The organism is uncultured Caulobacter sp. (assembly GCF_937900395.1).
GTDB lineage: Bacteria > Pseudomonadota > Alphaproteobacteria > Caulobacterales > Caulobacteraceae > Caulobacter.
In genome coordinates, this window is sequence record NZ_CALCDX010000051.1 from 1 (window position 1) to 23,375 (window position 23,375).

Below are 23,375 nucleotides of genomic sequence, written 5' to 3' on the forward strand. Positions count from 1 at the left end.
GGCCAATTCGGCCATGGGCTTTTGGGGCGTGCTCATGGGCGCGCCTTCTAACCCGGTCCCCGGGATTCCGCCACATCCCAAGGGCATTCTTCGTCGAGAGGCGAGGGCGACCGTCGCGACCGTGCGCGCTCATCACCATCAAAGTCGAGCGAATCCATGAGCTTGAGTGGAATTAAGGCGGCTTGACCGGAGGAACGTCAGGACTCCGCGCCCGTTCTCTTTCCGTGCGTCACGAGCGCGCTGTGAACCGAAGGAGAAGCCCGATGGCCGAACAAGACCGTAATCCGCAGCAGCAGCAGAACGACCAGCAACGCCAAGCCCCTGGCCAGCAACAGCAACAAGGCGGCCAGACCCAAAACCCGCAAAACCCGCAACAGCGCGAGCAAGGCGGCCAAGCGGGTCAGGCTGGGCAGGGCGGCGGCCAGGGCAATCCCGGCCGCGCCTGATCGACGAGACTCTCCGTAGAGGAAGGGCCGGCGGATCACCGCCGGCCCTTCTTGCGTCTACTTGGCGTCGACGACCGGCAGCTCGATGAAGCTGGCCGTATCGCCGGCGTGGAACACCCGCTGCGTCGCCTTCACGTAGTCGGACGGCTTGGCGAAGAAGATGTTCGGCACGAAGGTCTGCGGGTTCCGATCGTAGAGCGGGAACCAGCTGGATTGGACCTGCACCATGATCCGGTGGCCCGGCTTGAAGGTGTAGTTCGCGGTCGGCAGGATGAACTGGTACTTCAGCGCCTTGTTGGGCGTCAGGGCCTTGGGCTGGCTGAAGCTCTCGCGATAGCGGCCCCGGAAGATGGTCATGCCGACCGGCAGCTGATAGCCGCCCAGTTCGGGCTGGCTGGGAACCTCGTCCGGATAGACGTCGATCAGCTTGATCACCCAGTCGCTGTCCGTGCCGCTGGTCGAGGCGAACAGGTTCACCTTCGGCACGCCGGCGATCTTCAGCGGTTCCTTTAGCGGCTCGGTGACATAGGTCAGAACGTCAGGACGACCATCGACGCTTCTCTGGTCGCTGACCAACCAGGTGGTCCAGCGGCTGCGATCGGCGAACTGAAGCGGGCGCGGGATGTATGGCACGGGCTTGGCCGGATCAGAGACATATTCGTCATAGGCCGCGTCGCCCTTGGCGGGCGCGGGGGCGCTGAAGTCGAGACCGCCCTTGGCTTCCAGATAGAGGTTCTTGGTCGTCTGGGCGTTGGTTCCGCCTTGGGGCCAGCTGGCGTAGCGGTTCCACTTGTTCTGGCCAGGATCGTAGATCAGCACCGGCGGGGTGTCGGCCTTCGGGGCGTCCTTCAGGTGCTGGTCGAAGAAGGGTTTCAGCACGTCGCGACGGAACTGCAGAGCCGTGTCGCCGTCCCACTTGAACGGGCCGAGGTTATAGCCGTCGTAGTTGACCTGGCTGTGCCGCCATGGGCCCAGCACCAGGTAGTTCATGTCGTTGTTCTTGTCCTTGGACTCCAGCGCCGGATACGAGTGGACCGCGCCCCAGATGTCCTCCTGGTCCCACAGGCCCTGGATCCACATGGTCGGCACCTTGAGCGGCGTCTTCTCCATGGTCTTGTCGAGGGCCTGCTCGCTCCAGAAGCTGTCATAGGCCGTGTGCTCGGCCAGCTTCTTGAACCAGGGCAGCTGATCTAGGCCGTGGTTCTTGGCGTAGTCGCCGGCCGATCCTTCGCGCAGGAAGTTGGAATAGTCGTCATAGCCCTGGCGCTGAACGCCCTCGCCAGCGCCGCGCGCCGTCGTCTGGCCGGCGAAATAGTCGAAGTTGATCTGGCGGAAGGCGCCGTACTGGAACCAGTCGTCGCCCATCCAGCCATCGACCATCGGGCTCATCGGCGCGGCGGCCTTCAGGGCTGGGTGCGGGTTGACCAGGGCCATCACCACGGTGAAGCCCTCGTACGAGCTGCCCAGCATGCCGACCTTGCCGTTGGTCTCCGGCACGTTCTTCACCAGCCAGTCGATGGTGTCGTAGGCGTCGGTCGAGTGATCGACCTCGGAGCTGTTCAGCGGGCCCTTCAGCGGCCGCGTCATCACGTACTCGCCTTCCGAGCCGTACTTGCCGCGGATGTCCTGGAAAACGCGGATATAGCCGCCGTCGGCGACGAACGGCTCGTCGCCCTGAGGCATGGCGGCGACCATGCGCGAGCTGTCGGCGCGCGCAGCGCGCTTGGCGGCGTTGTAGGGGGTGCGGGTCAGCAGGATCGGCAGGTTCTTGCCGCCCTTGGGCACGACGATGACCGTGTAGAGCTTGGTCCCGTCGCGCATCGGGACCATCACGACCCGCTTTTCGTAGTCGTAATTGACCTTGGCCGCGACGTACTTGCCGTCGATGTCCGGCGTCATCGGCGAGATCTGGGCGTGCGCCGCGGCGGCGAACACGGAAGCGGCCGCGGCGGCGAGCAAGCCGGCGCGCAAGGCGGAAACGAAACGCATGATTGGCCCTCCTACAGAGGGCGGCACCTTAGGACTGGGAATTCGCGGCTGCTACACCGTAACAGCGCGGCGGAACCCATTTTTTATCCGAGAACAGAGCGGGATCAGGCGCTCTGGAAGATGCTGCGGAACAGGATCGCGCCGTCTTCCGAACCCAGGTCGGCGTCGAAGGCGCGGTCGGGGTGGGGCATGAGGCCCAGGACATTGCCCTTGTCGTTGATGATGCCGGCGATGTCGCGGGCCGAGCCGTTGGGGTTTTCCTTGTAGCGGAACACCACCTGGCCTTCGCCTTCGAGGCGGTCCAGCGTTTCCTCGTCGGCGAAGTAGTTGCCCTCGCCGTTGCCGACCGTCATGACCGCCGAGCGCTGCTCGCCATAGCCGGCGGTGAAGCGGGTTTGGCCGTTGACGATGTCCAGCTCGACGGGCTTACAGACGTACTTCAGGCCCGCGTTGCGCAGCAGTGCGCCGGGCAGCAGGCCGACCTCGGTCAGCACCTGGAAGCCGTTGCAGATGCCGACGACCGCCACGCCCTTGTTCGCGGCGGAGACGACTTCCTTCATGACGGGGCTGAGCGCCGCCATGGCGCCGCAGCGCAGATAGTCGCCGTAGGAGAAGCCGCCGGGCAGGACGATCAGGTCCAGGTCGTCCGGCAGGGCCGTCTCCTGGTGCCAGACCATTTCGACGCGCGCCCCAGCGGAGCGCTCGATGGCGACCTTGCAGTCACGATCGCAGTTCGAACCCGGAAAAACGATGACGGCGGCTTTCATGGCGCGGGCCTGTATCACCGTTCGGACGGAATGTCAGTCACGCAAGGCCGATATTACGCGCACTGATCCAATTCGGGCTCCACCGCCTCGCCGCTGGGCGGCGGGAAGGGCGTCTTGAAGGTGAAGGCCGCGGGCGTCGGGCCGTGAGCCTCCAGGTGCGCCAGTTTCTCCAGCGCCTCCTCGACGGTCGGCGTATGGCCGGCCGGGACCCACCACAGCGCCATGTAGAGGTCCATGTGCTCGAACCACTCGCGGCGGCGGCGCATGATCTCGACGTGGCCGCTGCGATAGACGTATGCGCCGAGCGACGGGATGTCTTCCCAGACTGACAGGTTCGGGATGAACAGCGGATCGTCGCCGATCGCCAAGTCGGTGGCGTTGTTGCCGTCGCCCTTCAGCCGCCACACGAAACCTGGCGAGCCTTCGGCCAAGGCGTTGATGCGGTCGAGGTTGTCGGCGAAGTCCTTGATCATCGGGTGATCGATCGGGGCCTTCAGGCGGCCGACATTGACCTCGGCCAGATGGAATTTGGCGTTCATCGGCGATCTCCCTTCCGCTCGAGGCCGAACATTGTGCTGCGAAGCTTCAAGCGGAAGGGGGGCGGACGCGAGACCCGCCTTAAACTATCGTCACCGTGAGAACGCCTACAGCTCGATCATGTCGAAGTCAGACTTCGGCGTGCCGCACATCGGACAGATCCAGCCGGCGGGAATGTCCGCCCAGCGCGTGCCGGGCGCGAGACCCTCGGCGGGATCGCCCTGTTCCTCGTCGTAGATGTAGCCGCAGGTGCGGCACTGCCAGACCTTGAAGGGTTCCGCGCTCATCGCCGTCGCCTCAGTGCATCTTGAAGCGGATCGGCACGGCCTTGGGGCCGCAGACGAAGTTGGCGGTCATCCGCGTGGGCGTTCCGTCCAGTTCGACGCTCTCGAGGCGGGCGAACAGCTCCTCCCACAACACCCGCATCTCCATCCGGGCCAGATGCTGGCCCAGGCAGATGTGCGCGCCGTAGCCGAAGGCGATGTGCTTGTTGGGCGTGCGGTCGACCTTGAAGCTGAACGGGTCGTCGAACACCGTCTCGTCGCGATTGCCGGATGGATAGGACAGGAACAGCCAGTCGCCCTTGGCGATCTTCTTGCCCGCCAGTTCGGCGTCGGCCGTGGCGGTGCGCATGAAGTGCTTCACCGGCGTGACCCAGCGGATCGACTCCTCGATCAGGCCCGAGATCAGCGACGGATCGGCCTTCACCTTGGCGAACTGTTCGGGGTTCTCGGCCAGGGCCCACAGCGCGCCGGCGGTGGTCGAGGAGGTGGTGTCGTGGCCGGCCGTGGCGGCGATGATGTAGTAGCTCATCGCCTCCAGGTGGCCCATCGGCTCGCCGTTGATCTTGCCGTTGGCGATGATGCTGGCCAGGTCGTCGCGCGGCTTGGCGCGGCGGTCCTCGGTCATGGCGTTGAAGTACATCATGAAGTCCATGACCACGGACTGGATGCTGTCGACGCCTTCGCCGGCGTCGGTGATCGTCTTGCCGCTGCGGTTCAGGTCTGGGTCGGCATTGCCGAACAGCTCTTGGGTCAGCTTGAGCATCCGGGGCTCGTCGCTTTCGGGGACGCCCAGCACCTCCATGATCACGTGGAGGGGGTAGAGGAAAGCGACGTCTCGCGCGAAGTCGCAGCGGTCGCCATGCTCGGCCATGCGATCGACGAAGCCGCGAGCGATCTCACGGATCCGGGCCTCCAGCGCCCGCAGGTTCTGCGGCAGCAGCGAGCCTTGCGTGACCTTCCGATAGGCGAAGTGGTCGGGGTTATCCATCTGCACCAGCGAGCGGACCAGGTGAGGGGACCCGCCCATCATCTCGCGCACCTTGCGGTCGGCCTCGATCGTGGTCAGCACCGTGGCGCGGTCGCCATTGTGGAACAGCTCGTTCTGGCGCTCGACCTCCAGGATGTCGGCGTGGCGCGTGACGACCCAGAACGGATCGAAGCCCTCGGGTTGGGCGACGTCCAGCGGCGCCTCCTTGCGCAGCCAGGTGAAGGCCTGATCGACGCGATCACCGTCCGCATAGGCGGTGGGATCGACAATGTCCTTGGCGATATCGGCGGGGATCGTCATGCAGGCCTCCTGGTTCTCCCAAGGATGGCTCTCCGGCCATCTCAATTATTTGCTTGTTGTCCAACAAATAACTAAGTTCGGCAAGATGACGTCGTCCCTTAAGGTTCCCGAGCGCCGCACACAGTCCGACCGCCGCCAGCAGTCGGAGGCCGAACTGCTGCGCGCAGCGGCCGAGCTGATCGCCGAGCAGGGCGTGGCGGCCGCCACCTTCGAGAACATCGGGCTGAGGGCGGGCTATAGCCGCGGGCTCGTCACCCAGCGGTTCGGCTCCAAGCAGGGCCTGATCGAGGCGCTGATCGCCAGGCTGCAGGCGCGGCTGGAGGCGCTGATGGACGATCGCCGCCTCGACCAGCTCAACGGGCTGGAGGCGGTGCTGGGTTTCGTCGACGCCTTCCTGACGAACCTGTCGCGAGACGGCGAGATGCGGGCTTATTTCGTGCTGCTGGCCGGCGCGGTGGCCGACGTGTCGGAGCTGCGGGCGCCCTTCGCCCTGGCGCACAAGGGCGCGGAGGAGCGGCTGGAGGGGATGGTCCTGCGCGGCCAGGCCGAAGGTGTGATCCGCAAGGCGCTCAACGCCGACGCGGCCGCTCTGATGGTGGGATCGTTGTTGCTGGGGCTGTCCACCCAGCTGCTGATCGATCCGCAGATGGATCTCGAACCAATTCGCGAGACCAGTCTAGCGATGCTGCGGACGAGCTTCGCATCTTAAGCCCCTCTCTCTTTGAGAGAGGGAGGGGGGCCGCCGCGTAGCGGTGGGAGGGTGAGAGGTTTCTATCTCTCGGAAATCGCCGAGGCGTCGGAACGGGGTTGTTAGGGGCCGCCGGTCGGCAATTAAACCCCTCACCCTCCCAAGGCTACGCCTTGGGCCCCGCCCTCTCCCTCTGGGAGAGGGTTCTTTTACGCCACCTCGATGCGGTAGCTTTCGATCACGGTGTTGGCCAGCAGCTTCTCGCACATGGCCTTGACCTCGGCCTTGGCCTTCTCGGCGTCGGTCTCGGCCAGGTCGAACTCGATCACGCGGCCGACGCGGGCGTCCTTGACCGAGGGCCAGCCCAGGCCGTGCAGGGCGTTTTCGACGGCCTTGCCCTGGACGTCGAGAACGCCGGGCTTCAGGAACACGTGGACGGTGGCTTTCACTGACTAACTCTCCCTTCGCGACGCTCGGCGTCGCGACGACTTCAGATCGAAGGCTTAGTGCATGCCGCCTTGGATGACGGTCGGCATTTCCTTCATGATCCCCAGGCGGCGGGCCACCTCGGTATAGCTCTCGATGACGTTGCCGAGGTCGCGGCGGAAGCGGTCCTTGTCCAGCTTCTCGTTGGTCGCGGCGTCCCACAGGCGGCAGCTGTCGGGGCTGATCTCGTCGGCCAGGATGATGCGCGAGAAGTCGCCTTCGTAGACGCGGCCGAACTCGATCTTGAAGTCCACCAGCGTGATGCCGACGCCGCTGAACAAGCCCGACAGATAGTCGTTCACCCGCAAGGCCATGGCCATCATGTCGTCGATCTCCTGGGTCGCGGCCCAGTTGAACGCGGTGATGTGCTCCTCGGAGACCATCGGATCGCCGAGCTTGTCGTCCTTGTAGTAGAATTCGATGATTGATCGGGGCAGGGGCTGACCCTCGGTCAGGCCCAGGCGCGTGGCGATCGAGCCGGCGGCGATGTTGCGCACCACGACTTCGAGCGGAACGATCTCGACTTCCTTGATCAGCTGCTCGCGCAGGTTCAGGCGGCGGATGAAGTGGTTCTGGACGCCGATCGAGTTCAGGCGAGTCATGATGTACTCGCTGATCCGGTTGTTGATGACGCCCTTGCCTTCCAGGACGGCCTTCTTCTGCGCGTTGAACGCGGTGGCGTCGTCCTTGAAGTACTGGATCAGGGTGCCGGGCTCGGGGCCCTCGTACAGGATCTTGGCCTTGCCTTCGTAAATCTTCTTGCGACGGGTCGTCATGGCTCTCGTCGAGGCCCTTTTTGGAAGCGCGCGCCGCCCTTACCCGGAAAAACTTCCCGAGAAACGAAAAGCGCGCGCGGCGGATAGCTGCGCGCGGCTTTCGACTCAAGGCCGCTCACTAAAAAATGTCTGGCGGAACCTACCCGAATGAGCGCGCGCGCGCAAATAAACGCAGGGCGTTTTGGTTTATGCTGGCGCCATAATCGCCGCCGCGAGACGATCCCGAGATTGCGGATGGAAGCGGCACGATATATGCAGCCGCCGTAGGAGCATGGTAGCCGAAAGTGGACGCCGGTTTTGGCGACCATCATGCTCAAAATGTTTAGAATTAGAGCTTGCGTGGCAGATCGATGGATCTCGCCACGCAAGCGGGCGACTTTGGGGCCTTCATGACCACCTTCGACGAACGCGAGCAGGGTTTCGAACGTAAGTTCGCGCTGGACCAGGAACTGGAATTCAAGGCGGCCGCGCGCCGCAACCGCCTTCTGGGCGAATGGGCGGCTGGCCTGATGGGCCTTGCGACCGCCGAGGAATACGCGCGCGCCGTGGTCAAGTCCGACTTCGAGCAGCCGGGCGACGACGACGTTTTCCGTAAGGTTTACGAGGACCTGAAGGGCTCGGGCGTCTCGATCGGCGAGGGCGAGGTCCGCATGAAGATGGCCGAGCTGCTGGCCCAGGCCCGCGAGCAGATCAAGGCCGGCGAATAAGCCCGTCTTCACGCCTGACCGGTTCGAGCGAGGCCGCCCCGAGGGGCGGCCTTTCTCATTTGGGGTCAGGTTTGGCGTCAGTGTGTCTGGTAGTTGGCTTTGCCCCCGCTCATGGCGAAGGCTTCCTCGGGAGATAGCACCAGCTTTTTGCGCCCGACCGCGGCGAAATAGGCGATCCCCACCGCGAACCAGATCGCGACGCCGATGACGCCGGTCCGATAGATCGGATCCTTCAGCTGGTAGAAGATGGTGATCAGCGAGATGATCACCGTCAGGCCGGCCCCGGCGACGCCGAACACGCTCTTGTAGGGGCGTTCGAGGTCAGGGAGCTTGCGGCGTAGCAGGATGTAGGACACGCCCTGGGCCACATAGGACAGCATGGCGCCGAACACGGCCATGTTAAGCAGTGTGCCGCCGATCACCGCCGCGCCCTTCTCGGCGCCGAGCGCGAACCAGACCGCCAGCATCACCGCCAGCCCGGCCAGTGAGCCGACGATCAACGCCACGTCCGGGGTCTTGCGTACGCCGTGGGTCAGCGACAGCGGGCGCGGGAAGTAGCCGGCGCGCGACAGCGAATAGATCTGCCGGCCATAGGCGAAGATGATGGCGTGGAAGCTGGCGATCAGGCCGGCCACGGCCACGGCCGCCAGCACCTTGGCCAGGGACCCGCCGTAGATCGCCCGGAAGCCGTCCAGGATCGGCTCGCCCGACTTGGAGAGCGCGAAGGTCCCGGCCGGGATCGAGGCGTTCAACCACAGCACCAGCAGAGCCGAGACGATCAGGGTCAGCATGCCCAGGATGATCCCCTTGGGCAGGTCGCGCTGCGGTGTGTGCGACTCCTCGGCGGCCAGCGGCAGCTGTTCGATCGCGAGGAACAGCCAGACCGCGAACGGCAGCTGGGCTAGCGCTCCGCCGATCCCGGCCGGCAGGAACGGACCGTGCCCGTCCTTCAGCTCGACTCCGCCCGGGCCGACGTTCAGGGCGTACTTGCCGAAGTCGGCGTGCGGGATGGCGCTGACCCAGAACACCGCAAGGCAGGCCAGGGCCAGGAGAGTGATGAACACAGTGAAGCGGAACGACATCGCCACGCCGCCCGCGTTCAGCCCCACGAACACCACATAGGCGCCGATCCAATAGAGCGGCTGGGCCCAGGTCGGCGTCTCGAAGATCCCCGACAGGTAGCTGCCGATAAAGAAGCAGACCACGGCCGCGGTCAGCACGTATTCGACATTCTCGCACAGGCCGGTGATGAAGCCTCCCCAGGGCCCCATCGCCGTCCGGGCGAACGAATAGGCCCCGCCGGTGTGCGGCTGGGCGGCCGCCATCTCGGCGATCGAAAAGGTAAGCCCCAAATACATGACGGTGATGATCAGGGTGGCCACCAGCATGCCGCCCCAGCCGCCGGTCCCCATGCCCAGGTTCCAGCCCGAGAACTGGCCCGAGATCACCGCGCCGACCCCTAGCGCCCACAGGGAGAACACGCCCGCGTAGCGTTTGAGGCCTCGCTTGTCGAAATAGCCGTCCTCGACGGTCTCGTACTTGACGCCGCCCGATGTCGGTTCGCTCATGATTATCCCTCCGCACCTGGCCGCCATGGTTGCTCGCGATCAGCGCGTCGAGGCGAGGCGGCGCGAGGGCGCGCCGGCTCTAGAGCTCCGCGGCGTTTACTATTTCAGCACGGGGAACGACGTTCGCCCAACTCCAGGGCGATCTCGGTGGCTGGCGTGGCCGAGGGGAGGGCCGCGACGTCGCTTTCGTCCTTCAGCGCCACGCCCGTCGCGGCCAAGCGCAGCGCCTCCTTGCACAGCCAGGCCAGCTTGAAGGCGGCAGCCTCGTACGAGAGGCCTTCGAGCCGGATGTTCGACACGCAATTGCGCTCAGCGTCGACCCGCCCGACCCGGGGCGCGAAGGTCAGATAGGCGCCGAGGCTGTCGGGCGAGGACAAACCCGGGCGTTCGCCAATCAGCACCAGCAGCAACCGCGCGCCAAGCCGCTCGCCGACCTCGTCGCCCAGGGCCACGCGGGCCTGCCGGGCCACGACCACGGGGGCTAGGCTCCAGCGCTCGGCGCGGACGCGGGGCAACAGGGCGGCGATCAAGGGCGCCGCGTGGGCGTGCGCGGCGGTGCTGGACAGGCCGTCGGCGACCACGATGGCGAGGTCGACGGGGCCTGCGGAGCGTCGGCCGAGGTCGGCGCGGGCGGCGTCCGAAAGCTGGCGGCCAAGGTCGGGGCGGCGCAGATAGACGCCGCGGTCGGGCGCGGCGCTGTCGACCAGGAGGGTCGGCAGATCCAGCGCCTTGATCCGCGCGATGACGGCGGCCGCGTCGAACGGCGTATGGACCGCGTCTCGCGCCTGGGCGTGGGCCTGGGCGAAGGCCAGAACCTCCCGGGTCGGCAGGCTGGCGCCGCTGCGGCCGATGGCGATGCGGGCTGGCGTCCGAGCCCGCAGGGCGGTCCAGGGATCGGGCGGCACGGGCCGGTTCAAGCGACGGCTCCCGCCAGCAGAGGGTGTTCGGCCCGGGGCGGCGCCAGGCGTCCGTCCGGCCCGGTGATCCGGAAGCGCTCTAGCCAGGCCTCGAACTCGGGCGCGCGCTTGCGGCCCAGCAGCTCGCGGACATAGAGCGCGTCGTGGAACGAGGTCGACTGGTAGTTCAGCATCACGTCGTCGGCCCCGGGCACGCCCATGATGAAGGTGACGCCCGCCGCGGCCAGCAGGGTCAGCAGGGTGTCCATGTCGTCCTGGTCGGCCTCGGCGTGGTTGGTGTAGCAGACGTCGACGCCCAGCGGCGCGCCCAGCAGCTTGCCGCAGAAGTGATCCTCCAGCCCCGCCCGGATGATCTGCTTGCCGTCGTACAGGTATTCCGGGCCGATGAAGCCGACGACCGAATTGACCAGCAGCGGCTCGAAGACGCGCGCCACGCCATAGGCGCGGGCCTCCAGGGTCTGCTGGTCGACGCCGTGGTGGGCGCCCGCCGACAGGGCCGAGCCCTGGCCGGTTTCGAAGTACATGACATTGTCGCCGACGGTCCCGCGCTTCAGCGAGCGGCCGGCGTCCAGGCCTTCCTTCAGCAGGGCCAGGGTGACGCCGAAGCTGGCGTTGGCGGCCTCGGTTCCGGCGATCGACTGGAAGACGAGGTCGACGGGCGCGCCACGCTCGACCAGTTCGACGGCGCTGGTCACGTGGGTCAGGACGCAGGACTGGGTCGGAATCTCGAACCGGGCGATCAGGTCGTCCATCAGGCGCAGCAGGTCGCCCAGGACCGAGAGGTTGTCGCTGGCGGGATTGATGCCGATCACCGCGTCGCCGCAGCCGTACATCAGGCCGTCCAGGATCGAGGCGGTGACCCCGGCGGGATCGTCGGTCGGATGATTGGGCTGCAGCCGCACCGCCATGGTCCCTGGCAGGCCGATCGTGTTGCGGAACCGGGTGACGACCCCGCACTTGCTGGCCGCCAGGATCAGGTCCTGGTTGCGCATGATCTTGCTGACCGCCGCGGCCATCTCGGGCGTCAGCCCCGGGGCCAGGCGGACGAGCGCGGCAGGCGTGGCGGCCCCGGACAACAGCCAGTCGCGTAGCTCGCCGACGGTCAGCGAGGCGACAGGCGCGAAGGCGGCCGCGTCGTGGCCGTCCAGGATCAGGCGCGTGACCTCATCGGTCTCGTACGGCACCACCGCCTCGGTCAGGAAGGTTTTCAGCGGGGTGTCGGCCAGGGCCGCCTTGGCCGCGACGTTCTGCTGGGCGCTCTCGGCGGCGACGCCCGCCAGGGCGTCGCCGGAACGCGGCGGCGAGGCCTTGGCCAGCAGGTCGGCGAGGCTGTCGAAGCGCCAGGTGGTCGCGCCAAGGGTCGAGGCGAAGGCCATGGTTCCTCATCAGCCCTGTTATTCCGCGAGGGTGAACCGCTCGGGACCTGCGGGCAAACCCTAAGCGGCCGGGAGAGGGGGCGGGGGCTCACTTGCCGTTGACTTGATCACGTCGGGCCGAGCCGGAGTCGATTTATTCTAAACGCCGGGACGCGCCGCGCCCGGATCCTGAGGCTGGGCGCGCCTTACCGCATAAGGCCTCGACATCATGGTCACGCGAGTGAGTGCGTGAGATACTCTTCATAGTTGTTTAATGGGTGAATTTTGTTCCAGGGTTTTCGTCTGGCGTCCGGCGGGGATCGGGATCATTGCTTTCGCGGCCGCCCCAGAGCGGCGGCTCGAAGGAGCAAAAAGGGAGAACGTCCAATGACTGCTGATGTCGGTACGCTTCACACCCAAAAAACCGCCAGCGACGTGCTGGGCCTCTATTTCGTCAAGGCCGTGGTCGGCAACGCCGGCACGCCGGGCGCCCCGCTGGTGAATCTGGCGCTGTCGGTCCAGGCGGCCTCGGGCCACGTCGCCGGCATCGCCGAGATCACCCAGGCGGTCCCCGGCGGCAATCACCGTTTCCCGGTGACGGGCCAGATCTATCAGACCGGCCTTGGTCCCAACCACCAGCTGGTCTCGCTGCAGGGCGAGTTCGTCTACACGGTGCCGCCGCCGGCGATCGGCTCGTTCCTGGCCAAGTTCACCGCGGCCCTGTCGGTCGACCAGCAATGGAACGGCTCGGGCGGCTTCAATTATGTGACGACCCACGTCGAGAACGTGCCGGTCAAGAATATCGCCTAATTCCTCCCAAGGCGCTTGGCCCGTGTCGCCGCAGCCGGCGGCGCGGGCCCTTTTAGGCCTAGGTCGGCGCGACGAATGGCGCCAGCCCCAGCCAGGCCTCCGCCTTCTGTTCGAAACCGCGCGCCGCGTGGGCTGGGCTGGAGGAGGGCAGGGCCAGCGTCGGCACGCGGCCGCCCAGCAGCTTGCCGCCCAGCTTGGCCGCCGTCCCGCCATTGAAGGCGACGATTTTCAGGTGCGGCAAGGTCTCGATCAGCGCCAGGAGATCATTGGCCGCTGGATCGCGGATAGCGGCGTCCAGGCTGCCGGGCCGCTCGGCGTGGGCGATCACGTCCCACAGGCCGACGTGGCGGGCCAGAAGCGCGGCGAGGCGGGCTTCATAGGCCAAGGGCGTCAGCGGGACGTCCAACACCCGCTCCATCAACCGCCAAAAGGCGTTCCGGGGATTGCCGTAGTACTGGCGCGCGGCCAGCGAGGCCTCACCGGGCAGGCTGCCCAGGATCAGGACGCGGACGTCCGCGTCGACGACGGGCGGAAAGCCCCGCTTAACCGCCGCCATGGGGCGGGTCGTTCCTTAGCCAGCCGGTGACCATCAGGCGCGCCGCGCCGGCGTAGGGCGCGACGGGCGCGACCGAGTGGACGCGAGGCACGCGGAACAGCGTCAGGGTGTTCCAGGCCGGCGCATAGCCGCGCTCGACGTCGCCCTTGGCGTCATGGAACAGCAGCTGGCCGCCCCAGTCGGGCCGCCAGATGCGCGTCAGGCCCAGGGTGTAGGCCGCCAGGCGCTCGCCGACGCCCGTGTCGTCATGCAGCGTCAGGAAGTCGCCGGGGCGGTAGCAGGTGGCCTGGCCGTCGATCTTGGTGACGCCGGTCTCGCCCGTCACCGCCGCGCAGAAGCCGATGAAGGCCTCGCCGTTCAGGAACTCGGTCAGGGCGTGGATCGGATGCCCCGGATCGCGGCCGGCCAGATAGGCGTCGATCATCGGATAGCCGAGATAGACATAGGCGAAGCCCTCGCGAGCCCGGGTCGTGGCGGCGTGCAGCCGCTGGACCACGGCCTCGCCGCCCAGGGCCTGGCGACGCGCGCGGTCCAGGACCTCGGCCTCGCCCCGCTCGTCCGAGCAGATGACATCCCAGTCGATGGTTTGCTCGAGAATACCGGCCAGGCGATCGACCACGGCCGGTTCGAAGACGTCGGGGATGCGCGCCACGCCCTCGCGGGCGTAGGCCGCCGCGAACGCGGCCGGATCGAGCGCCGGGTTCAGGCGCAGGATCGGCGCGTCGCTCAAAACCTAGGCCTGCTCGCCGAAGACGCGCTTGAAAATCACGTCGACGTTCTTGGTGTGGTAGCCGAGGTCGAACAGCTCTTCGAGCTCGGTTTCGGTCAGGGCCTTGGAGACCACGGGGTCGGCCTTGAGGAAGTCGAGGAACCGGCCTTCGCCGCGCCAGACCTTCATGGCGTTGCCCTGGACCGCCGCATAGGCGTCTTCGCGGCTGACGTCCTTGTGGGTCAGGGCCAGCATGACCCGTTGCGAGAAGACCAGGCCGCCCAGCTTGTCCAGATTCTTGGCCATGTTCTCGGGGTAGATGTTGAAGCGCTCGATGACGCCCGCCAGGCGGCGCAGGGCGAAGTCGAGGTGGATGGTGGCGTCGGGGCCGATGCCGCGCTCGACCGACGAGTGGCTGATGTCGCGCTCGTGCCAGAGGGCGACGTTCTCCATCGCCGGCACGACCGCCGAGCGGACCAGGCGGGCCAGGCCGGTCAGGTTCTCGGTCAGGATCGGGTTGCGCTTGTGCGGCATGGCCGACGAGCCCTTTTGACCCGGATCGAAGGGCTCCTCGGCTTCCAGCACCTCGGTGCGCTGCAGGTGGCGGATCTCGGTGGCCAGGCGCTCGACCGACGAGGCGACGACGCCCAGGGCCGCGAAATAGGCGGCGTGACGGTCGCGCGGGATCACCTGGGTCGAGACCGGCTCGACGGCCAGGCCCATCTTGTCGGCGACGTGCTGTTCGACGCGCGGGTCGACATTGGCGAAGGTCCCGACGGCGCCCGAGATCGCGCAGGTGGCGATCTCGAACTTGGCCATCGCAAGTCGTTCTTTCGCTCGCTGGAACTCGGCGTAGTAGCCGGCCAGCTTCAGGCCGAAGGTGATCGGTTCGGCGTGGATGCCGTGGCTGCGGCCCACGCAGACGGTCATCTTGTGCTCGAGCGCCCGGCGCTTCAGCGCGGCCAGAACCAGATCGACGTCTTCCAGCAGCAGGTCGGTGGCGCGCGACAGCTGCACGGCGAAGCAGGTGTCCAGCACGTCGCTGCTGGTCATGCCCTGGTGCAGGAAGCGGGCTTCTGGACCGACGATCTCGGCGACGTGGGTCAGGAAGGCGATGACGTCATGCTTGGTGACGCGCTCGATCTCGTCGATGCGGTCGCTGTCCCAGACCGCGTCGCGGCCCTTCTCCCAGATCGTCTCGGCGGCGATCTTGGGGATGACCCCAAGCTCGGCCATGGCGTCGGCGGCGTGGGCCTCGATCTCGAACCAGATCTTGTACTTGGTCTGGCTGGACCAGATGGCGGCGGCTTCGGGGCGGGCGTAGCGGCTGATCATGGGCGGGCGTTTCGGCCCGCCCGCCCACGGAGTCAAGGGAAGAGGCTTATTACTTACGCCCCAGCCCGCTCCTTCATGTGCTTGACCAGTCCGATCGCCGCCAGGGCGTAGTGGACGCCGGCCCAGGCGTAGAAGCACAGCGAGACGATAATGCCCTGCTGGGTCGAGAGCGCCATCGCGTTGGCGCAGGCCTTGGCGAGCTCGGGCGCGGAGCCCTTGGGCGCCAGGCCGCCGGGGCACGACGCGCCGAAGCTGGCGGGCCCAGCGTCGGCAAACGATCCGGCCAGGGCATGCAGCAAGCCGGTCGAGTCCGGATGGTTGAAGTTAAACTGCGCCAGGTGGTCGATCAGCCAGCCGGTGAAGACAGGGCCGCCGCCCAGGGCGATCAGGTTCAGGAAGAAGAACAGCAGCGCCGTCGCGGTCGCCCGCCGGCGCGGCTCGACCGAGTTCTGAACGACGCCGAAGGTCGGCGCCAGATAGGTGTAGTGGAAGATGCCGGGGATCAGCAGGATCAGGGCCGTGGCCTGCCAGCTGGTCTGCAGATAGGCGGCGATATAGATCGGCGTGCAGATCAGCAGGCCGATCGCCGGCGTCAGGGCGTACCAGCGGGCGCTCTTCTTACCGGCCCAGTCCGAGAGGAAGCCGCCGACCAGGGTGCCGACCCCGGCCGAGAAGCCGCCGATCAGGCCGACGATCAGGCCCACCTGCGCCAGGCCCAGGCCGTAGGTCCGCACGAAGTACGGCGGCGCGAACGCGCCGGAGCCATAGGACCCGAACGACGCGATGGTGACGCCCAGCACCATGTGCAGAACGGGCCACTTGCCGAACAGAATCTTGGTCACCGCCCACAGCTCGGAGACCTCCTGGCTCAGCGAGAAGCGCGGCTTGGCGGCCGGTTCGATCACCAGGTCCTCGGCCTCGATCGGGCGTTCGACGATCTCGGAGTGGCCGCGCGGCGGCTCCTTGACCAGCAGCTTGACCAGCAGGGCCAGCAGGATGCCCGGCAGGCCGACGATGACGAAGGCCACGCGCCAGCTGAACTCCTGGGCCAGCCAGCCGCCGGCGACGGCGCCGAACATGGTGCCCAGCGGGATGCCGAACGAGTAGATAGACAGGGCCGAGGCGCGCTTCTTGGGCTCGAAATAGTCGCTGATCAGCGAGTGGCTGGGCGGCGAGCAGCCGGCCTCGCCGACGCCCACGCCGAAGCGGAAGAGCGCGAGCTGAGCGAAGCTCGTGGCCGCGCCGCAGAGCGCGGTGAAGCCCGACCAGATCACCAGCGACACCGAGATGATGGTGACCCGATTGAAGCGCTCGGCCAGGCGCGCGATCGGAATGCCGAGGATCGTGTAGAGCAGGGCGAAGTAGAGACCCCCGAGCAGGCCCAGCTGGGTGTCGGTGAGCTTGAGGTCGACCTTGATGGCCTGGCCGATGGTGGCGATGATCGTCCGGTCGATGAAGTTGAAGGTGTAGGTCGCCAGCAGAAGGCCCAGCACCGCGGCCTTGTAACCATTTGAATAAAGCGGCCGATCGCCGCCGGACGCACGCGCGTCGGCCATACTGACTCTCTCCCTTCAAACATTTGTTCTAGTTGTTTGAGGGGACTGTGACGGAGCGGAAGCCAAAGCGCCAGGGGCTAAATTCCAGGCCCTCGGCGACCTCTAGATCAGGCGACCATGTCGCCCTCGATCGTGTGTCGCGCGCGCCAGAATAGCCAGAACGACACCACGCCCATGAGGGCCGAGACGATCAGCGCCCAGCGCACGCCTTCAGCCGAGCCCATGCCCATCGGACCGGCGAAGAGATCGCTCAGCAGGCCCACGCCCAAGGGACCGAGGCCTAGGCCGATCAGGTTGATGATGAACAGCAGAACGGCCGCCGCGGTGGCGCGCATGGCCGGATCGACGATGCTCTGGGTCGTGGCGTAGACGGGGCCGTACCACAGGGCGCTGAGCAGATAGTACGGGACCAGCAGAACCAAGGCCGGAACAGCGCCGGGCAGGTTGATCGCGGCGATATAGGCCGGAACCGCCAGCAGGGAGGCGAGGGCCGGCGCGGCCACATAGGCGCGGATGTCCTTGGCGCCGTAGCGGTCGGCGATCATCCCGCCCAGCCAGGCGCCGGCCACGCCGGCCGTGCCTCCGATCAGGCCCAGGGACAGCCCGAGAAAGCCGGCGGACTTGAGGCCGAACCCCGCCGCCAGACTCGCCAACTCGGCGGTGTGGTTGCGGAAGAAGAAGGAGGCCGTGAACGGCGCCTGCCCATAGCCGATGAAAGCCTTGATCGCGGCGGCCAGAGCCACCAGCCAGAAGGTTTTCTTCGCCATCAGCACCGCGAGCGCCGCGCCAAAGCCGATAGGTTGGGAAGCGCGGGCGGCCAGATCGGCGGCCAGTTGCTTGCGGGGCTCGACCAGGGTCAGGGCGGCGATCACGGCGAACACGACCCCGGGGGCGCCGGCGACCATGAAGGCGACGCGCCAGCCGTAGGCGTCCGCCACCAGCCCACCCATCGCCATGCCGACCAAGGTGCCCAGCGGCGTGCCGATCGAGTAGAAGGCGATGGCGCTGGCGCGCTTTTCCTTCGGCACATAGTCGGTGATCAACGAGTGGGCGGGCGGGGTGCAGCCGGCCTCGCCGACGCCCACGCCGATGCGGGCCAGGATCAGGTGCCAGAAGTTCTGGGCGAAGCCGCAAAGCACGGTGAAGGCGCTCCACGCGGCCACCGAGGCCGAGATGATCAGCGGCCGGTTCTTGCGCTCGGCCAGCCGCGCGATTGGGATGCCCAGCACGGTGTAGAAGATCGCGAAGGCCAGGCCCGTCATCATGCCGAGTTGCCAGTCGGCCAGGCCAAGCTCCTGCTTGATCGGCTCGGCCAGGATGTTCACCACCTGCCGGTCGAGAAAGTTCAGGGTGTATATGATTAGCAGCACCCAGAGGGCGTAGCGTCGATAGGCGGTTGAGACCGGGGCGATCAGCGGCGAGCCGGCGGGCGCGATGGGGCCGTCCTTGGCCATGGCGTCTCTCCCTCGAACGTCTGTTCTAATCGTTGAGGCGACCATAAACGCAGGCTAAGCCGAAGGGCCAGCCGGCATTTGCGTCAGCGGAGGAAAGCCCATGGAACTCGTGATCGGCACCAAGCGGTGGTCAAGCTGGTCGCTGCGCCCGTGGCTGGCGCTCAAGCGCACCGGTCAGTCGTTCAAGGAGATCGAGATCGAGCTGCGACGCGGCGAGGCGACGACCGCCGATATCGCCGCCTATTCGCCCAGCAAGCTGGCTCCCGCGCTGAAGGACGGCGACCTGGTGGTCTGGGACTCGCTGGCGATCTGCGAATACCTGGCCGAGAAGTTCCCCGAGGCGAACCTCTGGCCGCGCGACCCAGCCTTGCGGGCGCTGGGCCGCTCGGCGACCGCCGAGATGCATTCGGGGTTCCAGTCCCTGCGCGGCGAATGCCCGATGGCGCTGGACCAGACGCCGCGCAAGCTGGACATCTCCGAAGCCACCCAGAAGGACGTCCGCAAGATCGTTGAGCGCTGGTGCCAGCTGCTCAAGCGGTCTGGCGGACCGTTCCTGCTGGGCGAATGGTCGATCGCCGACGCCTTCTTCACGCCGGTGGCGACGCGCTTCCGGACGTACGAGATTCACCCGTCCGACTATGGCGACGCCGGCGCGGCCGGAGCCTATGCCGAACGTCTGCTGGAGACGCCGGAGTTCCTCGAATGGGAGCAGGCGTCCCGCGCAGGCTGAGCGGCCTCAGAGTCCTTCGGGAACGCCGTTCTTGACCGGAGGCGCCTTGCAGCGCCCGGCGCGGGCCTGGACCACGTAGAACAGGGCGCGGCCCTGCGCGAAGGCGCTGTGCTCTGCCAGGGGATTGGTCGGTTGGCCGGTGGTCAGGCTTAGGGCCTGCTCACCGCCGCTCGGCGCGGCCTGGCCCAGCGAGGCCTGATTCCACTTGCTCAGCGCCGGCGCGCAGGCGGCGACCACAGCGTCGGCCACGGCCTCGGCGCTGTCGCGCGATCCGGCCAGACTATAGGCCCAGCGGCGCGTGCATTCCTCGACAGGCGTCGCCGGATCGGCGGCGGCCGTCACGCTGGGCGCGGCCTTGAAGTCGGCGCAGATCTTCGGATTGGCCATGCCGTCGTGGTCACGGTCCTCGCAGGCGGCCAGACCGAGGGTGGCGACGGCCAGGACGGCCATCACGGGCTTGAGGTTCGTCATCTGGATTTCCGGTTGGATTAGCGGGGGCAGATCTGGACGGCGCGTTGGCTCAGGCGCCCGCGCTCGTCGTAGTAGGAGATGGTCGCGTCACGGCAGACGCCGCCGCTCGACGCGGACGAAACCGGCTGGAACGACCCGTTGCGGACCTCGCCGGTGGCGACCGGATTGCCCATATGGTCGTAATAGACCTGACGCACCGGGCGCGGTTCATTGCGCGGGGCGGAGGCCGCGCGCGAGCCCGTCTCGTAGTAGACGGTGCGGGTCCGGTGGCAGCCGCTCTTGCCGATCTCGCGGCCGACCAGCGCGCCGCCGACGCCGCCGACCAGCAGACCGCCGCCGCCCTTGGAGATCGCGTTGCCGACCAGGGCGCCGCCCAGGCCGCCGATCACGGTTCCGGTGGCCTTTCGGCTGCGGCACGACGCGGCGTCCGCCGGACTGGGCGCCAGGGCGGCGGGGAGGGCGATGGCCCCGACGACCATGCCGATGATGAAGAGACGAGCCATGTCTGTTCTCGCGGTGAAGGTCCCTCGACCGCCACAACGCGAATGACCGCCAGAAGGATGCGCCCAGAGTCGGCTAGACGACTTGCGATGGCGTCCGAGGCGCGGCCAATCGTCCCGATTCACGATTAACGGCCATTTCACCACGCCTCGCGAGACGGCCTTAACCAAGCCGCCCCATGCTGTATCGAAACGGGATTTCGGAGGGGCCGATGGGCCGGCATGTGGAGACCCTGGTGATCGGCGGCGGCCCGGCCGGGCTGACGACCGCCTACACCCTGGCCAAGGCCGGACGCGGCGTGATCGTGCTGGAGATGGATGCGGCCCGCGTGGGCGGCGTCGCTCGGACGCTCGACTACAAGGGCCTGAAGTTCGACATCGGCGGCCACCGGTTCTTCTCGCGCAATCCCGAAATCCTCGAGCTGTGGCGCGAGATCCTGCCCGAGGGCTTCGTCGAGCGGCCGCGCCGCTCGCGCATCTATTATCGAGGGCGCTTCTACGCCTTCCCGCTGAGGGCCTTCGAGGCGCTGGCCAACCTTGGCCCGTGGATGGCGGCCAAGTGCCTGGCGTCTTTCGCCTGGGCCAAGGTCAAGCCGGTCAAGGAGCCTCAGAGCTTCCGCGACTGGGTGCGCAATCATTTTGGCGAGACGCTATTTTCCACCTTCTTCAAGTCCTACGCCGAGAAGGTGTGGGGCATGAGCTGCGATGAGCTGTCGGCCGATTGGGCGCGCCAACGGATCCGTGGGCTGCATCTGGGGACCGCGATCATGGACGGCGTCCGCCGATCGCTGGGCCTGCGGCGCAAGGCGCCGGTCGCCGCGCCGAGCAAAACGCTCAGCGAGCGCTTCCTCTATCCCCGCCAAGGCGCGGGCATGGTCTGGGAGGCTTGCGCCGAGAAGGTCATCGCGCTGGGCGGCGATGTTTGCCTGGGACGACGCGTCGATGGCCTGCACTACGACAAGCTGGCGCGCCTCTGGACGGTCTCGGTCGCCTGCGCCGACGGTCGCAAGGAGATCTACACGGCCGACAACGTGGTTTCGTCGGCGCCGGTCCGCGAATTGATGCAATCGATCAGCCCCACGCCCATGAGCGTCTTCCACGCCAGCGAGCTGATGTACCGCGACTTCCTGACGGTCGTGCTGATGGGCAAGCCGCGCAAGGCGCCGCCGGACACCTGGATCTATGTCCACGACGCCTCGGTGCAGGTCGGCCGCGTACGCGACCTGCGCGCCTGGTCGCCTGAAATGGTCCCCGACGGCGTCGAGGCGGCGCTGAGCCTGGAGTATTTCTGCTTCGAGGGCGACGCCCTCTGGAGCCTTTCGGACGCCGAACTGATCGCCAAGGCCAAGGCCGAGATCGCCGGCATCGGCCTGATGGACATCGAGGCGGTCGAGGACGCGTGCGTCGCCCGGCAGCGCAAGGCCTATCCAGTCTACGACGAGGCCTATGCCGAGCATATCCGTATGATCCGCCTGGACCTGAAGATGCACTATCCGGGGCTGCACTTGGTGGGGCGCAACGGCATGCACCGCTATGGCGACCAGGACCGCGCCATGATGACCGGCGTGCTGACCGCCGAGAACATCATCGCCGGCGAGCGTAAGCACGACGTCTGGGACGTCGATGAGAACGCCGCCTACGACCGTCCCGTGGTCCGCGTCGAGCGACCGGCCCCGCAACGCGCCGCGGCCTGACCACGGTCCTAGGCGGTGATTCTCCGGGCAGGCGTCTGCTCCGGCTTTTGGCGCTTCGATTCGCTCGTCATCCGGCTCACGCCGCCGAAGACGAGACACACGATCGCGTCGGCGAGGCCAGCCATCGCGGCCAGCACAAACACCCCGGAAATCACCACAACCGCCAACGCCAACATGAAAAACTCCCGCTCTCGATGACCAAGCGGTGAAGGGCGTTTTGCGTTCCGAAAAGACCATCGGAACCGCAAAAAATCATACAAATGGTTGACAACGTTGTCGCGCTTCCAATGAATGACGCGTCCGCGCAAAGACGGACTCGCGAACATCGTCGCTTAGGGAGTGGTCCAGTGATTTCGGTGCTCAAGTTCAATCGCGGAGGCGTTCGATGAGCGACGCCGCGATCGCCAAATCCCCGGCCAAGAGCGGGGGCTCCAAGCTGGCTATCGTCTATGTGACGTGCCTGTTCTTCATCTGGGCGCTGGTCACCAATCTGCTGGACCCGCTGCTGAAGACCATGAAGACGGTCTTCACCCTCACGCCGGTTGAAGCCAGCCTCACAGGCTTCGCCTTCTTCATCGCCTACGGCGTCATGTCGATGCCCTCGGCGGCCTTCCTGTCCAAGTTCGGCTACGCCAAGTCGGTGATGGTGGGTCTGGGCGGCATCGTCGCCGGCTGCTTCATCGCCATCGCGGCGGCCAAGCTGCACACCTTCGCCCTGGTGCTGACCGCGCTGTTCGTGATGGCCTCGGGCATCACCCTGCTGCAGGTGGCCGCCAACCCGCTGATCGCCTCGATGGGTCGTCCGGAGGACAGCTCGTTCCGGCTGAACCTGTCGCAGGCCTTCAACTCGCTGGGCGCGGCTTGCGGCCTGTGGTTCGGCGCCAACTTCCTGCTCAAGGGCCAGATCTTCGAGAAGGGCATCACGATCACCGACGCCATGCGCGAGCAGGCCCTCGGCTTCGTGTCCAACGTCTATTTCGTGATCGGCGCGGGCCTGGCCCTGTTCATCCTGGCCATCTTCTTCGTGCGCCGCCAGATCACCGAGGCGGCCCCCAAGACCGGCCACTTCGTCAATCCGCTGTCGGCCCTGTCGTCCAAGTGGGCGAACCTCGGGGCGATCGGCATCTTCCTCTATGTCGGCGCCGAGGTGGCGATCTCGCTGAACCTGCTGCTGTTCCTGGAGCAGACCCACATCCTGAACATCCCGGCCGAGCAGGCCGGCAAGATGACCACCTTCTACATGGTCTTCGCGATGATCGGCCGCTTCGCCGGCTCGGCCCTGCTCAAGTCGTTCAAGGACTACTGGCTGTTGACCGCCGTGGCCGTCGGCGCGATCGCGCTGAGCTTGGTCGTGATCTTCACCAAGGACATGGTCCCCAGCCCGCACGCCGGAGACGTGAACCTGCTGCTGGCCACGGTTCCGTTGACGACGGGTCTGATCCCCGCCTTCGCGGCCCTGCTGATCGGCTTGTTCAACTCGATCATGTTCCCGACGATCTTCACCCTGACCCTGCAGCGCTCGTCGGCCCCGGCCTCGGCGACCTCGGGCTTGCTGTGCATGGCCATCGTCGGCGGCGCGTTCCTGCCGCTGGCCTTCGCCAAGATCGAGGAGATGACGGGCTCCAAGTCGCTGGCCTTCATCGCCCCGCTGATCTGCTACATCTACGTCCTGTGGTTCGCGCTGGTGTCCAAAAACGCCCCGACCCACGAGATCGAGGACGAGGCGGTGGCCGGCGGCCACTGACGTTTCGA

At 66.8% G+C, this 23,375-nt stretch carries 25 protein-coding genes; 7 read left to right on the forward strand and 18 right to left on the reverse strand.

Annotated elements, in window-relative coordinates; genetic code table 11:
• Positions 1 to 263 precede the first annotated feature (263 nt).
• Complete coding sequence (locus Q0379_RS04615) at positions 264 to 446, forward strand: hypothetical protein (RefSeq protein ID WP_299004882.1); 183 nt, start codon at positions 264 to 266, stop codon at positions 444 to 446.
• Positions 447 to 503: 57 nt separating this feature from the next.
• On the opposite strand, the gene Q0379_RS04620 is transcribed toward Q0379_RS04615, so the two are convergent.
• From Q0379_RS04620 to Q0379_RS04640, 5 genes are all read right to left on the reverse strand, one after another.
• Positions 504 to 2,435 (reverse strand): CocE/NonD family hydrolase, encoded by a 1,932-nt coding sequence (locus tag Q0379_RS04620; protein ID WP_299004886.1) that lies wholly within the window; start codon positions 2,433 to 2,435, stop codon positions 504 to 506.
• Positions 2,436 to 2,539: 104 nt separating this feature from the next.
• Positions 2,540 to 3,202, reverse strand: coding sequence for a phosphoribosylformylglycinamidine synthase subunit PurQ (purQ, locus tag Q0379_RS04625; protein ID WP_299004889.1), 663 nt, complete (start codon positions 3,200 to 3,202; stop codon positions 2,540 to 2,542).
• 53 nt (positions 3,203 to 3,255) lie between these two features.
• Positions 3,256 to 3,741, reverse strand: coding sequence for a DUF3291 domain-containing protein (locus tag Q0379_RS04630; protein ID WP_299004892.1), 486 nt, complete (start codon positions 3,739 to 3,741; stop codon positions 3,256 to 3,258).
• 105 nt (positions 3,742 to 3,846) lie between these two features.
• Positions 3,847 to 4,026 (reverse strand): rubredoxin, encoded by a 180-nt coding sequence (locus tag Q0379_RS04635; protein WP_013078381.1) that lies wholly within the window; start codon positions 4,024 to 4,026, stop codon positions 3,847 to 3,849.
• Between the two features lie 10 nt (positions 4,027 to 4,036).
• Entirely contained in the window at positions 4,037 to 5,311 is a 1,275-nt protein-coding gene (locus Q0379_RS04640; protein WP_299004899.1) for a cytochrome P450, read from the reverse strand.
• An 85-nt stretch (positions 5,312 to 5,396) separates the two neighbouring features.
• On the opposite strand from Q0379_RS04640, the gene Q0379_RS04645 reads away from it, so the two are divergent.
• Complete coding sequence (locus Q0379_RS04645; RefSeq protein ID WP_299004902.1) at positions 5,397 to 6,020, forward strand: TetR/AcrR family transcriptional regulator; 624 nt, start codon at positions 5,397 to 5,399, stop codon at positions 6,018 to 6,020.
• 188 nt (positions 6,021 to 6,208) lie between these two features.
• Here Q0379_RS04645 and purS read toward each other — a convergent pair whose 3' ends face one another.
• Positions 6,209 to 6,448, reverse strand: coding sequence for a phosphoribosylformylglycinamidine synthase subunit PurS (gene purS, locus Q0379_RS04650; protein WP_299004905.1), 240 nt, complete (start codon positions 6,446 to 6,448; stop codon positions 6,209 to 6,211).
• Between the two features lie 54 nt (positions 6,449 to 6,502).
• Positions 6,503 to 7,261 carry a phosphoribosylaminoimidazolesuccinocarboxamide synthase gene (purC, locus tag Q0379_RS04655; protein WP_004619432.1) on the reverse strand — a complete coding sequence of 253 codons (759 nt, stop codon included), beginning with the start codon at positions 7,259 to 7,261 and terminating at the stop codon, positions 6,503 to 6,505.
• Between the two features lie 389 nt (positions 7,262 to 7,650).
• Between purC and Q0379_RS04660 the strand changes: the two genes are divergently transcribed.
• Positions 7,651 to 7,968, forward strand: a complete 318-nt coding sequence (locus tag Q0379_RS04660) for a DUF1476 domain-containing protein (protein WP_041538493.1) — start codon at positions 7,651 to 7,653, stop codon at positions 7,966 to 7,968.
• Between the two features lie 77 nt (positions 7,969 to 8,045).
• Here Q0379_RS04660 and Q0379_RS04665 read toward each other — a convergent pair whose 3' ends face one another.
• The 3 genes from Q0379_RS04665 to Q0379_RS04675 form a co-directional block, all read right to left on the reverse strand.
• Positions 8,046 to 9,536 (reverse strand): amino acid permease, encoded by a 1,491-nt coding sequence (locus tag Q0379_RS04665; RefSeq protein ID WP_299004909.1) that lies wholly within the window; start codon positions 9,534 to 9,536, stop codon positions 8,046 to 8,048.
• A gap of 104 nt (positions 9,537 to 9,640) precedes the next feature.
• Positions 9,641 to 10,453 (reverse strand): ethanolamine ammonia-lyase subunit EutC, encoded by an 813-nt coding sequence (gene eutC / locus Q0379_RS04670; RefSeq protein WP_299004912.1) that lies wholly within the window; start codon positions 10,451 to 10,453, stop codon positions 9,641 to 9,643.
• Positions 10,450 to 11,829 (reverse strand): ethanolamine ammonia-lyase subunit EutB, encoded by a 1,380-nt coding sequence (locus Q0379_RS04675; RefSeq protein ID WP_299004914.1) that lies wholly within the window; start codon positions 11,827 to 11,829, stop codon positions 10,450 to 10,452. The genes eutC and Q0379_RS04675 overlap by 4 nt, the downstream gene beginning before the upstream one ends.
• 366 nt (positions 11,830 to 12,195) lie before the next feature.
• Between Q0379_RS04675 and Q0379_RS04680 the strand changes: the two genes are divergently transcribed.
• A complete protein-coding gene (locus Q0379_RS04680) occupies positions 12,196 to 12,618 on the forward strand; it encodes a DUF1842 domain-containing protein (protein ID WP_099538613.1) in 423 nt (140 codons plus the stop codon).
• A 58-nt stretch (positions 12,619 to 12,676) separates the two neighbouring features.
• Here Q0379_RS04680 and Q0379_RS04685 read toward each other — a convergent pair whose 3' ends face one another.
• The 5 genes from Q0379_RS04685 to Q0379_RS04705 all read right to left on the reverse strand — a co-directional run bounded on the left by Q0379_RS04685 (position 12,677) and on the right by Q0379_RS04705 (position 18,228).
• A complete protein-coding gene (locus Q0379_RS04685) occupies positions 12,677 to 13,174 on the reverse strand; it encodes a DNA-deoxyinosine glycosylase (protein WP_299004924.1) in 498 nt (165 codons plus the stop codon).
• Positions 13,161 to 13,904 carry a 2OG-Fe(II) oxygenase family protein gene (locus Q0379_RS04690; protein WP_299004927.1) on the reverse strand — a complete coding sequence of 248 codons (744 nt, stop codon included), beginning with the start codon at positions 13,902 to 13,904 and terminating at the stop codon, positions 13,161 to 13,163. The genes Q0379_RS04685 and Q0379_RS04690 overlap by 14 nt, the downstream gene beginning before the upstream one ends.
• 3 nt (positions 13,905 to 13,907) lie before the next feature.
• Positions 13,908 to 15,218: an adenylosuccinate lyase gene (gene purB / locus Q0379_RS04695; RefSeq protein WP_299004930.1), complete on the reverse strand. Its 1,311-nt coding sequence runs from the start codon at positions 15,216 to 15,218 to the stop codon at positions 13,908 to 13,910.
• 53 nt (positions 15,219 to 15,271) lie between these two features.
• The gene (locus tag Q0379_RS04700) at positions 15,272 to 16,774 is read right to left on the reverse strand and encodes an MFS transporter (RefSeq protein WP_299004933.1); all 1,503 of its coding nucleotides are present in this window, start codon (positions 16,772 to 16,774) and stop codon (positions 15,272 to 15,274) included.
• Between the two features lie 107 nt (positions 16,775 to 16,881).
• Positions 16,882 to 18,228 carry an MFS transporter gene (locus tag Q0379_RS04705; protein WP_299004936.1) on the reverse strand — a complete coding sequence of 449 codons (1,347 nt, stop codon included), beginning with the start codon at positions 18,226 to 18,228 and terminating at the stop codon, positions 16,882 to 16,884.
• 100 nt (positions 18,229 to 18,328) lie between these two features.
• On the opposite strand from Q0379_RS04705, the gene Q0379_RS04710 reads away from it, so the two are divergent.
• On the forward strand, positions 18,329 to 18,958 hold the full coding sequence (locus Q0379_RS04710) for a glutathione S-transferase family protein (RefSeq protein ID WP_299004938.1): 630 nt from the start codon (positions 18,329 to 18,331) through the stop codon (positions 18,956 to 18,958).
• A gap of 6 nt (positions 18,959 to 18,964) precedes the next feature.
• On the opposite strand, the gene Q0379_RS04715 is transcribed toward Q0379_RS04710, so the two are convergent.
• Together Q0379_RS04715 and Q0379_RS04720 are read right to left on the reverse strand one after the other, a co-directional pair.
• Positions 18,965 to 19,429 (reverse strand): hypothetical protein, encoded by a 465-nt coding sequence (locus Q0379_RS04715; protein ID WP_066683781.1) that lies wholly within the window; start codon positions 19,427 to 19,429, stop codon positions 18,965 to 18,967.
• A 17-nt stretch (positions 19,430 to 19,446) separates the two neighbouring features.
• On the reverse strand, positions 19,447 to 19,932 hold the full coding sequence (locus tag Q0379_RS04720) for a hypothetical protein (protein WP_299004944.1): 486 nt from the start codon (positions 19,930 to 19,932) through the stop codon (positions 19,447 to 19,449).
• Between the two features lie 209 nt (positions 19,933 to 20,141).
• Between Q0379_RS04720 and Q0379_RS04725 the strand changes: the two genes are divergently transcribed.
• Positions 20,142 to 21,623: an NAD(P)/FAD-dependent oxidoreductase gene (locus Q0379_RS04725; protein ID WP_299004947.1), complete on the forward strand. Its 1,482-nt coding sequence runs from the start codon at positions 20,142 to 20,144 to the stop codon at positions 21,621 to 21,623.
• Positions 21,624 to 21,631: 8 nt separating this feature from the next.
• On the opposite strand, the gene Q0379_RS04730 is transcribed toward Q0379_RS04725, so the two are convergent.
• Entirely contained in the window at positions 21,632 to 21,799 is a 168-nt protein-coding gene (locus Q0379_RS04730; protein WP_299004952.1) for a hypothetical protein, read from the reverse strand.
• Between the two features lie 209 nt (positions 21,800 to 22,008).
• Between Q0379_RS04730 and Q0379_RS04735 the strand changes: the two genes are divergently transcribed.
• Complete coding sequence (locus Q0379_RS04735; protein ID WP_299004955.1) at positions 22,009 to 23,367, forward strand: sugar MFS transporter; 1,359 nt, start codon at positions 22,009 to 22,011, stop codon at positions 23,365 to 23,367.
• Positions 23,368 to 23,375 lie beyond the last annotated feature (8 nt).